The organism is Pedobacter africanus, assembly GCF_040548825.1.
In the GTDB taxonomy this organism is placed as follows: domain Bacteria; phylum Bacteroidota; class Bacteroidia; order Sphingobacteriales; family Sphingobacteriaceae; genus Pedobacter; species Pedobacter africanus_A.
Genome location: NZ_JBEPSL010000004.1, coordinates 82,217 through 93,486, shown reverse-complemented (window position 1 = coordinate 93,486; position 11,270 = coordinate 82,217). Strand labels below are relative to the sequence as shown.

At 44.4% G+C, this 11,270-nt stretch carries 12 protein-coding genes; 11 read left to right on the top strand and 1 reads right to left on the bottom strand.

Annotation, left to right across the window (positions count from 1 at the left end):
* The first annotated feature begins 22 nt into the window (after nt 1–22).
* The 3 genes from ABIE26_RS20040 to ABIE26_RS20030 are packed head-to-tail and all read left to right on the top strand — an operon-like array spanning nt 23 to nt 1,823.
* Nucleotides 23–913: a PorP/SprF family type IX secretion system membrane protein gene (locus ABIE26_RS20040; protein ID WP_310145174.1), complete on the top strand. Its 891-nt coding sequence runs from the start codon at nt 23–25 to the stop codon at nt 911–913.
* Between the two features lie 16 nt (nt 914–929).
* Entirely contained in the window at nt 930–1,484 is a 555-nt protein-coding gene (locus ABIE26_RS20035) for a hypothetical protein (RefSeq protein ID WP_310145173.1), read from the top strand.
* Nucleotides 1,485–1,529: 45 nt separating this feature from the next.
* Entirely contained in the window at nt 1,530–1,823 is a 294-nt protein-coding gene (locus ABIE26_RS20030; RefSeq protein WP_310145172.1) for a pyrimidine/purine nucleoside phosphorylase, read from the top strand.
* A 7-nt stretch (nt 1,824–1,830) separates the two neighbouring features.
* Here ABIE26_RS20030 and yiaK read toward each other — a convergent pair whose 3' ends face one another.
* The gene (gene yiaK, locus ABIE26_RS20025; RefSeq protein ID WP_310145170.1) at nt 1,831–2,817 is read right to left on the bottom strand and encodes a 3-dehydro-L-gulonate 2-dehydrogenase; all 987 of its coding nucleotides are present in this window, start codon (nt 2,815–2,817) and stop codon (nt 1,831–1,833) included.
* Nucleotides 2,818–2,966: 149 nt separating this feature from the next.
* Here yiaK and ABIE26_RS20020 point away from each other — a divergent pair, with 149 nt between their 5' ends.
* From ABIE26_RS20020 to ABIE26_RS19985, 8 genes are all read left to right on the top strand, one after another.
* Entirely contained in the window at nt 2,967–3,971 is a 1,005-nt protein-coding gene (locus ABIE26_RS20020) for a PorP/SprF family type IX secretion system membrane protein (protein ID WP_310145169.1), read from the top strand.
* Nucleotides 3,972–3,982: 11 nt separating this feature from the next.
* Entirely contained in the window at nt 3,983–5,716 is a 1,734-nt protein-coding gene (locus tag ABIE26_RS20015) for an OmpA family protein (RefSeq protein ID WP_310145168.1), read from the top strand.
* Between the two features lie 97 nt (nt 5,717–5,813).
* On the top strand, nt 5,814–6,683 hold the full coding sequence (locus tag ABIE26_RS20010) for an ROK family protein (RefSeq protein WP_310145167.1): 870 nt from the start codon (nt 5,814–5,816) through the stop codon (nt 6,681–6,683).
* A gap of 12 nt (nt 6,684–6,695) precedes the next feature.
* Nucleotides 6,696–7,514: an alpha/beta hydrolase gene (locus tag ABIE26_RS20005; RefSeq protein ID WP_310145166.1), complete on the top strand. Its 819-nt coding sequence runs from the start codon at nt 6,696–6,698 to the stop codon at nt 7,512–7,514.
* 177 nt (nt 7,515–7,691) lie between these two features.
* On the top strand, nt 7,692–8,615 hold the full coding sequence (locus ABIE26_RS20000; RefSeq protein WP_310145165.1) for a TIM barrel protein: 924 nt from the start codon (nt 7,692–7,694) through the stop codon (nt 8,613–8,615).
* Nucleotides 8,616–8,687: 72 nt separating this feature from the next.
* Complete coding sequence (locus ABIE26_RS19995; RefSeq protein WP_310145164.1) at nt 8,688–9,191, top strand: SixA phosphatase family protein; 504 nt, start codon at nt 8,688–8,690, stop codon at nt 9,189–9,191.
* A gap of 60 nt (nt 9,192–9,251) precedes the next feature.
* Complete coding sequence (locus ABIE26_RS19990; RefSeq protein ID WP_310145163.1) at nt 9,252–10,673, top strand: serine hydrolase; 1,422 nt, start codon at nt 9,252–9,254, stop codon at nt 10,671–10,673.
* Nucleotides 10,674–10,793: 120 nt separating this feature from the next.
* Nucleotides 10,794–11,228, top strand: coding sequence for an energy transducer TonB (locus tag ABIE26_RS19985; protein WP_310145161.1), 435 nt, complete (start codon nt 10,794–10,796; stop codon nt 11,226–11,228).
* Nucleotides 11,229–11,270 lie beyond the last annotated feature (42 nt).

Sequence of the window (11,270 nt, the reverse complement as noted above, 5' to 3'; positions counted from 1 at the left end):
GTATAGATCAAAGAAATAAGAAATGAAGAGGATTACTAAAAAACTGGTACTGGTGGCAATTGCTGCCATCAGTACCACAACCATAAAGGCGCAGTTAAACCCGCTATCAGCACAGTATTATACCAATCAATACCTCATCAATCCTGCCTTCGCGGGGGCAGGTGAGGGTTTAAAACTGAACGGTGCCTACCGTAAGTTATGGAGCAATGTACCTGGCTCGCCTTTAACCCAGAACCTGACAGCCGATTATGGGTTCAACAAGGTTGGGATAGGGCTTTCTGTAAATAATGAAAGTGCAGGTTTGCAGCGGCAAACCCGGGTGGTGGGCAGTTATGCCTATCATCTGATGTTAAGCGAAAACAACCATAAACTGCACTTTGGCGTTTCCCTGGGTTTCATGAGCCAAAGACTGGAAAATGCGGACATTTATGGTAATCCGAACGATCCGATGGTGGGGCAGTACAACGATCGCAAAACCTATCTGGATGGTGATTTTGGTATCGCTTATACCTCAGATAAACTGAACATTCAGGCTTCGGTGCCCAATTTGAAAAGCGTGCTGAAAAAGGATGTGATCAAACTGGCCGATGTGGCAACATTTTACACTGCCGCCAGTTATAAGATCCAGCTTAGTGAAGGACCAGAAGGTATAGACATGGAGCCGAAAGTTGCCTACAGGGGCGTAAAAGGTTTTGACAACATCTGGGATGCGGGTTCGCAGTTCAGTATTGCCAACAAACAGGTATTTTTACTGGCCATGTACCACAGCACCGAAAATGCAACCTTTGGTTTGGGGATGGATTTCAGAAAAAAATACCTGATCAGCGGAACATATACTACACAAACATCGGCTTTGAGTGGTTATACCAATGGCAGTTTTGAGCTGAATCTGAGGCTGAACCTGAGTAAGTAACAAATTGTGAAACGGAATGATGTATGATGAATTAAGAAAACGGGTGCTTTTAAAAACGGGACTTGATCACATTACCTCCCGCGATTGCGAGCAGATTGCAAATGGCATCAATCAATCCTTAAACAGGCATATCAGTGTAACCACATTAAAAAGAGTGTTTGGATTTGCAAAAAAACAGCACTCTTTTTCTAAATATACACTGGCTATACTAATGGATTACGCCAATGCAGATGGTCTTATCCTTCCAGATAGCAAGCCGGCACTGTCAGCCAATCCCCGGCCTCGAAATAAACAAATCCGGTCCTTCATAACAGAAACCGAAGCTTATACCGAAGCTTTCAATGGCCAGCTTTCTTTAAATCCAAAACAACTGGTTTTAGAGGCATTGGAAACATTGCAGAAACAAAAGCTGGAATTTCTTCCCCTTGCAGAACGCGGCAGATGTGTTGGAATGGTGTACGCCAAAGACCTGGTTTATTTTCTGGGTTGTGATGACCAGATGTATGGTACGCTATACCATAAATTCAATTTTGACTTGGATACCGCTATAGCAATTCTGTGCAGGTCATGAAAATATTTTAGTACTTTGCGCTGAGAAAAAATCAAACTAAAAATCATGAGTGCAGATCAGCAGATACCACATAACGTATATTTTGAAGGCAAAGTTCAAAGCCTTGGCCTGGAAACCGAAAAGGGGAAAGCCACACTGGGGGTAATGAAAAAAGGAAATTACACTTTTTCGACTTCCAGCCCTGAAGTAATGGTAGTTATATCCGGCACGATGAACGTAAAATTGGACGATAAAGGTTACCAGCAATACCAGCCTCAGGATAAATTTGAAGTAGCGTCTGGAGTTTCATTTGATATCATATGTGATACTGATGTCGCATATTTGTGCTATTACGGATAAAGTAGTACTACATCGCCTTAATCTGTTCCCAGATCTTTTCTACAACAGGTATTCCCAGATTTTCATTTTCCAGACGGGTTTTTAAGGTATGTTCTCCAGGATAGGCTACCTGAATCCCGGGATTAACCGGTGTACTATTTCTGGTATACGTAAGGACTTCCTCTATTAAAGACGCGTGCAGGTCTGGCTGATAAATGCAGATGAAACATTGGGATACATTTGATTCATCTGAACGTGTACTTATTTTAGCAGTAGAATTCCCCCCACTAAGGGCCACTGCAAGCAGGTCCAATACAAGTGCCAGACCGGAACCTTTCCAGAAACCAATAGGCAGGCCTAACCTGGTTTTTCGGATAGCAGCAGGGTCTTTACTCAAATTGCCTTGTTCATCATAGCCGCCCGGAAATGGGAGCATTTCATTTTTTAACTCATATTCCTGCATTTTGCCATAAGAAAACTGTGACATTGCCATGTCGAGCACCACATGTCCGTTTTCCCTGGGGATGGCAATAACCAAGGGATTGTTACCTAAAACGGGTTCTTTACCGCCCCAGGCAGGCATGCTTACTGTGGCATTGGTAAAGCAGATGCCAATACAGCCTGCTTCTGCAGCCTGCCAGCCATAGGTTCCGCCCCGCATCCAGTGATTTGTATTTCTAAGGGCTACACAGCCAATACCATTTGTTCGGGCCAGTTCAATAGCACGATCCATACAATGCTTTGCATTGGACATACCAGGACCGGCATTTCCGTCCCAACGTTCAATAGTGCCAAATTTTTCTATCAGCAAAGGAACTGCATCTGGTAATACCAGGTTCTTTTGCACCAGCTTAACAAACACAGGGAACCTGTTGAGGCCGTGTGAGTACACGCCGTCCCTGCTATTTGATGCAAATATATCAGCACAAATTTCTGCCGTTGCGGCAGAAAAGGACAGCTTCAAAAGAACCCTTTCAAATTCTTTTTTAAGCTCATGAAATGGTATGCGTATCATGGTCTTGTTTCAAATTTAGGGAATATTACTCCTTATCAGCACCGTAAATTCCATTAAATGAACAAAAAGAACAAAACGAATTAGTCCTTTTGCTGATGTTTAAAGGTAAATTGTTTCCCACTTGCCCCGGTTAGGCTCATGCAAATGATATGAAAGATTTAAAAAGACATAGCGTACTGTTTGTGCTCCTTTTAAGTATAAATGTATTTAGCACAACCGCTGTAAATGCACAGCAAACCATACAGTTTAGTCAGTATGTGTTTAACGGACTGGCGGTTAACCCGGCCTATGCAGGCTATAAGGAAGACCTTACCGTAAACCTCAGTTTCCGCTCGCAATGGGTGGGCATAGACGGGGCGCCGCGCACCGGTACAGCATCGGTTGACGGGCTTACCCGTAACCCGGATAAGAAAGTAGGGCTGGGATTGATTGCGACTACCGACAGGCTTGGCCCGCAGAATACCTCATCGGTATATGCAAACTATGCCTACCGCCTGCGCATAGACGAAGACGATACCAAACGCCTTTGTTTTGGCCTTGCTTTTGGAGCCACGCAGTACAACCTGGACGGATCAAAGTTCATTGCAACCGATCCGGGCGATGGCACCATACCTGTGGGCAACCAGAGCAAGCTCTCGCCCGATCTGCGCTTTGGGATCTATTTCTATACCCCTAAGTTCTATATCGGAGCCTCGGCGGTAGACCTCCTTACCACCGGCCGCGATATGGTAACTACAGATAGCTACCGCATCATCAAACAGGTACGGCACCTTTATTTAACCGGAGGGCTGATGCTGCCTTTGTCCGAATCGTTTGACCTGAAGCCTACCTTTATGATCAAGGAAGACTTCAAAGGGCCAACCAATCTGGACCTGAATACCTACCTGCTCATCAATAAAATAGTATGGGTGGGGGCATCTTACCGTACCGGGGTTAAGCTTTGGGATAAAACCAACCTGCAGAACGGGCTGGACCAGAACGATGCCATTTCGGGCATTGTAGAGGTGTTTATCAACCCCCGGTTCAGGGTAGGCTACTCCTACGATTATACCACCAGTAAGCTGTCTAACTATCAGCAGGGATCGCACGAGATCTCGGTAAGCTTTAGCCTGCAGGGCAAAAAAGAAAGAGTGTTGAGTCCACGTTATTTTTAAGCCGAACAACCATGAAAAGAATCCTCATTCTCCATATCCTCATTATGCTGGGCAGCTTTGCTCAGGCACAGGAACAGCTGAGCAAAAGGCAGCAGGCCGACCTGCTCTTTAGCCGTTACCAGTACTACAATGCGGCAAGGCTGTACAGCGGCCTGGCCACTAAAAAGAACCCCGATGTAAAGCTGCTGGAAAGGCTGGCTACCTGCTACCGCAAAATGAACGATTATGCGGTGGCCGAAAAGTGGTATGCCCTTGCAGCAGCAGACCCTAAAGCAGAACTGCTTACGCATTATTATTATGCCGAAGCTTTGCTGACCAATCAGAAGTTTGAAGCCGCCAAAGCTGCATACCAAACCTATGGCACTAAAGGTGGTGTGGCGGCAGAAGTGTCCTTAAAAACAGCTTCCTGCGATAGTGCTGCTGTATGGCTAAACCAGCCCAGCCGTTATACCGTAAACAATGCAAAGGAGCTGAACAGCAAGTATGCCGATTGGGGCCTGGGGTATGGTGTGGCCCGCGGCCTGGTGTTTACTTCGGAGCGGCCTGCAGACAGCCTGCTGAAATACAACGACATTTACCGCTGGAACGGCAATCCATGGCTCAAACTCTTTTCTGCCAGTCCGGACGGTAAGGTAATCAACGAGCTGCCGGTGCTCCGCAAAGCCTACTCTTCTTTTATTACCGATTACCACGTAGGGCCCATGGTGCTCAACGCCACAGAAGATACCGCTTATGTAACCATTGCTACTCGTGCTTACGCCAATACCCTGCCGATAGATAAAAAGCTGCAGAAAAACGATGAACGTCTGTATACACGCAGGCTGGAACTGATCATTGCCGTTAAAACAGATGGCCGATGGGGCTACCTCAAAGACTTTCCTTATAACAATGTAAAGGCTTACTCGCTGGGCAATGCAGCGCTCTCTAAAAATGGCAGTGTGCTGTATTTTACTTCCGATATGCCGGGTGGAGTGGGCAAAACAGACATCTGGTTTAGCGAAAAACAAAGTGATGGCAGCTGGGGCAAACCTTTAAACTGCGGCCCGGCCATCAATACCGCCGAAGAAGAATCTTTCCCCACCCTAGGAACGCAGGGCGATTTGTATTATTCATCCAAAGGTAAAACAGGTATGGGCGGCTATGATATTTATACCAGCAAAGGAGAGAAAGCCAGCTGGTCGGCCCCGCTGAATTTGAAATATCCCGTAAATACCACCTATGATGATTTTTATTTCAGCACAGCAGACGGCCTTACTGGTTACCTTTCTTCCAACCGTAAGGGGGGGCTTGGAGATGATGACATTTACAGCTTTAGCTACAAAGCCCCTGAAGTGGTTAAGCCTGAGCCTCCAAAACCGGTGGATACCATAAAGTACGAAGTAGGGAAGACCTATGTGCTGAAAGACATTTATTACGACTTTGACAAATCAAACATCAGGCCTGATGCCGCAAGAGAACTGGACAAACTGGTAACCATATTAAATGGACATCCGGCAATGCACATTGAGCTCGGTTCGCATACCGATAGCAGGGGTAACGACGATTACAACCGTCGCCTGTCTCAGCGCAGGGCCGAATCGGCAGTGGCGTACCTCATCAGCAAGGGTATTGAACGCAGCAGGCTAAGTGCCAGGGGATATGGGGAAACGATGCTGGTGAACAGCTGCGGTAATGGGGTTAAATGCAGCGATGCTGAACATCAGGCCAATAGGAGAACGGAGTTTAAGGTTACCAGGGGAGAGTAAAAGCATTAATTAAAATTTTAAAAAATCTGTTAAAACATTTTAATAAAGCATTTTAAATGGCTTTATTTGAAAAGAGAACCAGATTTTAAATTTTCACATGGCTTTAAACAAACAGGTACCCTTTATTGGTGTAGACATAGGCGGTTCGCACATCACCGCCGCGCTTGTAGATTGTACTGCTTATAGCGTAATTGAAGATAGCTTGAAGCGGGAGCGCGTGGCATCTAAAGACAGTGCCCCGGTTATTTTTGATGCCTGGGCAGCTGCATTGCAGCCATTGATAACAGGTTTTTCTGCGGGGGAAGTCAAAATAGGCATTGCCATGCCGGGCCCTTTTAATTACCAGGAGGGCATAGCCTTGTTTAAAAATGTAAAGAAATACGATTCATTGTATGGCATGGATGTAGGCAAAGTGTTGTCTGAACGCCTGGGCATTTCGCGTGACCATATTATTTTTATCAATGATGCCGAGGCTTTCCTGCGGGGCGAACTTGCCGCTGGTGCTGCAGCGGGTAAGCACAAAGCAATTGGGATTACTTTAGGTACGGGCTTAGGCTCGGCCAGTAATTGCAAAGGCGATGTTGTAGATGTAAACCGGGCAGCCCTGCCTTTTCTGGACCAGCATGCCGAAGAATACCTTTCTACCAGGTGGTTTTTAGGGAGGTACCAGGAGCTTACCGGGCATGAGCTTAAAAATGTGGAAGAACTTTTAAATACCGCAGAGCCGGACTTAAAGAACCAGATATTTGATGAATTTGCAACCAACCTGGCTGCTTTTATCAATGATTTCATTGCCGATGAAGATCCTGAAGTGCTGGTTATAGGAGGTAATATTGCCCGTACCTGGGATCATTTTATGCCGCGCCTGGAGCAGCTCATCGTCAATAAAAATGTAGTCATCACTCAAACCAGGATGTGGGAAAGTGCAGCGCTGGTAGGCGCTGCATGCATATGGTTAAATCAATAGTCGTTTTAAAAAATGAGCAGATCTTTATTTGTATGGTGCCTTGTTTTGCTGTTTGGCACCCAGCTAGCTTTTGCTGCTAAGGTAGATACGGTACAAACCTATAGTGCTTCCATGAAAAAGAACATTAAGGCAGTAGTGGTTACACCCGATAAGTACAGCGAAAGCAAAAACTATCCTGTAGTTTATATTTTGCATGGGGCTGGTGGCAGTTATGCCAACTGGATTACCAAAGTGCCTGCACTGGCCGAATATGCAGATTTGTACCAGACTATATTGGTATGCCCCGATGGCAATGTGACCAGCTGGTATTTCGACAGCCCGGTTGATCCTGCCTGGAAATATGAAACCTATGTGGCCACAGAACTGGTAAACTGGATAGATAGCCGCTATAAAACCATCAAAGACCGCAAGGGCAGGGCCATTACAGGCCTAAGCATGGGTGGTCATGGGGCGCTGTACCTTTCTTTCAGGCATCAGGATGTATTTGGTGCTGCGGGCAGCATGAGCGGAGGGGTAGATTTTACGCCCTTTCCTTTAAACTGGAACATTGCAGAGCGCCTGGGCACTTACAGCCAGTTTCCGCAACGCTGGAAAGAGAACACCATTGTTAACATGACGCATTTACTGGTGCCCAAGCGCCTTGCACTTATTATTGATTGTGGTAAAGAAGATTTCTTTTACCATGTGAATATGAAACTTCATGAGGAACTGCAGTACAATAACATTCCGCACGATTTTATCATCAGGCCAGGTACGCACAACTGGGAATACTGGACCAATGCCATAAAATACCAGTTGCTTTATTTTAATGATTTTTTTAATAAGAAGTGAAAATAAACCATTCTCTTCGGAGCCTGCATAATTTTAGTTTTTTCTATTGAAAAAACTAAAAAGACGCTAGGTCTCCTCTGAGAAGGTATATTTTCTTCTGAGTGGCCCCTCATAGTTGTTTAACCACAATTTATAATAACCGCAATCATTATTAACCGCAATCAAAAACAAACACATATGGAAACAAAGAACCGCAGAGATTTTATTAAAGATTTAGGAATGTTAACGGCAGGAGCAGGCCTGGCTTCGGTATTGCCCCTGGAGGCTTTCAGTATAGGCAAAAAGGAGACTTTCCGCATTTCCCTGGCCGAGTGGTCGCTGCACAACACCCTGTTTGCCAAAAAACTCAATAACCTTGATTTTCCACTGAAGGCAAAAAAGGACTTTGGGATTGATATTGTAGAGTATGTAAGTGTGTTTTTTGAGGGTAAGGAAAAAGACCCTGCTTATCTGAAAGAGTTAAAGAACCGTACCGATTCGGAGGGGATCCAGAACCACCTGATCATGGTAGACCGTGAGGGGAACCTGGGCGATCTGGACAGCAAGGCCAGGCATACCGCGGTAGAGAACCACTACAAATGGGTAGAGGCTGCCAAATACCTGGGCTGCAAAACCATACGTGTAAATGCTGCAGGTAAGGGTACTGCCGAAGAGGTAAAGGCTGCAGCTATTGATGGCCTGGGCCGTTTAACGGAATATGGTAAAAAGCACAAGATCAATGTTATTGTAGAAAACCATGGCGGTTATTCTTCGGATGGCAAATGGCTGAGTGCTGTAATAAAAGGTGTAAACAGTCCGTTTTGTGGTACACTGCCCGATTTCGGTAATTTTGGTCTTGGCAATGGCAAGGAGTATGATAAATACCTGGGCGTTCAGGAGATGATGCCTTTTGCCAAAGGGGTAAGTGCCAAGTCGATGAAATTCAATGCCGATGGCGAAGAAAGCGACATTGATTACAGCCGTATGTTCAGCATCATCAGGGCTGCAAAATGGAGTGGTATTGTTGGGATTGAATATTCAGCCGGGTCCGTTGAGCTGGAAGATGAAGGGATCAGGAAAACCAAGGCCTTGCTGGAAAAAGTATTTAAACAGGGAAAATAAGTTCCCTGTTTATTTTAAAAGCGGTGGTTTTCGAGGTAGCCTTATCATAATTTGAAAATAAATTATATACAGATGAAAAAACTGTTTATACTTTTATCCCTCACATTTGTATTTGCACAACTGGCTGTGGCGCAAAAAACTGAAATCTGGATTGTGCGCCATGCTGAAAAGGACAATAGTGACCCTAAGAACACAAATCCGGATTTGTCTGCTGAAGGCCAGAAGAGAGCACAAAAATTAGTGAATTATATGGCCGATGTTAAGTTAGACAAGGCCTTTACCACCCCTTATAGAAGAACCAGGCAAACCCTGGTGCCTTTGGTAAAAGCAAAAGGCATTGAGCTGGTAGATTATAACGATGTTGCACAGCTGGCTAAGCAGATCAGGAAAGATTATTCCGGGAAAAAAGTAATTATCGCCGGACACTCCAACACCATTCTGGAAATTGTAGAAGCTTTTGGCATTGCCCGCCCTGTTGCGACCATAGGAGAAAAAGAATTCAATAACATCTTTCACATTACCCTGGAAGCAGATCTTATGGCACTGGATATGAATACTTACGGGGACATTATGTAACAAATCTGCTTTTTTGATCTCAAATTGAATATACCACTTGAGAACCTTAGAAGTATAGATATGCCTAAATCCCTGATCTTTAAGCTTTGCCTTTTTCTTGCGTTTTTTACAGTTAGTTTTACCTATGCCCAACAGGAGGCGAAAGACTACGACGGTATCGTAGCACAGGTAAGGAGCAATTTCAACCAACATCAACCCGAAAAAATATACGCCTTAACCTCTGCAGTATTTCAGAAAAAAATGACGGGGAAACAATTTGCACTTGGAATGAACAAGTTCCATGCAAAAACGGGCGACTGGATAAGCAACACTTTTAAAGAAAAGAATGAAAAAGGGTTGGACTATCTTGCTGTTTTTGAGAATTCCCAACAGGTATTTTCCATCAGGCTAAATGAGCAGGGCAAGATAGATAGGCTCAATTTTGCCGCTGTCCCAATTGTGATTTCCAACAAAACTGAAAAGGTAGCCAGCAATAATCCGCTCAAAGACTCTCTTGATCTTATGGTAGAGCGGGCTGTAAGGCCTTATATTCAAAAAGGAAATACCTGCGGACTGGTGCTGGCAGTTATCAATAAAGGCCATGTGCGTAAATACAGTTACGGTTCGGTGAATAAGACGGTAAAACAATTGCCCGATGCAGCACAAACCATTTTTGAAATAGGTTCTGTCACAAAAACTTTCAATACATTGGTACTCGCTCAGGAAGTTGTTGCAGGCAAAATGAAGCTCAATGATCCGATAAACCTTTACCTGCCGGATTCCATACCTGCACTTAAGTTCCGGGACCAACCCATCACATTACAACACCTGGCCAATCATACTTCGGGTTTTCCACGGCTGCCTGCCAATATTTTTAATGCCAAAGTAGATCCAAAAGATCCTTATAAACATTATACTCCAGATTCTCTGTACAGTTTCCTGATGCATTATCAGCCCTCGGTTATGCCGGGCAGCGTGTTTTCTTATTCGAATTATGGTGCAGGAGTGTTGGGCACAATTCTGGAACGTAGGCTTAACCGCAGTTTTGAAGAATTGATCCAAAGCCGAATCTGCAAACCTTTGGGTATGAATCATACCAACGTTGCCCTTGATGGTGCTGCACAACAGAATTTTGCGCAGGGTTATAATGAAACTGGCGAAGCAACTGGCCCCTGGGACCTTGCTTCATTAAAAGGATCAGGAGCGCTTCGATCTACATTGAACGATATGGTTATATACGCCCGCGCCCAAGTGGAAATGAAAGGTGCTTTGGGTAAAGCTATAGCGCTTAGCCATCAGCCCACTTTTATCAGTGCCACTCAAAGCATGGGATTGGGCTGGAGGATTAGCCGGAACAGTGGGCATAATTACCTGCATCATTCGGGTGGTACAGGTGGCTTTAGATCTTTCGTTGGGTTTGATCCGGAAAGGCAGACAGCAATAGTGATCCTGTCTAACGCAGCAGAGGATGTTACTGCTCTCGGAGAGAGGTTTTTAAAATAATATTAAGCCCTTTAGCTTAATGAGAACGATTGGTTAGGTAATTTCTGGATGCATCACAGATAATCTTTAAATTGCGTTATAAGATTCGAATGGCAAAACCATGTCCTGAAAATAAAAAATATGAAATATCTAATCTTTGCACTGTGTTTTATTGGGATTATTCTTTTTAAGAAGGATAGCGAGGCCCAGCAGGCCCCTTGTGAAAAGTATTATGATAAAACGATGCGTTCTTTTGTTTATACCTCCGTTGATGAAATGCCTGAATACCCTGGTGGGTATGGCAATTTTTCTTCTTTTTTTGCCACAAGAGTTAAATATGACACCAGCAATTCTGAAACCTTGCAAGGTAAAGTAACTCTTGTTTTTATAGTGGATACTTTGGGGAATGTCAGAAATGCTGGCATTTATAAAAAGTTAGCAAAAGACAATTCCAGGTTGGAAAAGGAGTATTTAAGTGTATTGACCAAAACTTTAAAATGGAAACCGGGGAGGTGTAATGGGAAAAAGGTTCCTGTAAGGTTTATTGCTCCCTTTCTTATCAATCTTCAGAAGTAAGGTGATTTGTGATGTAACCATACAAAAATTGCTTTATGAAAA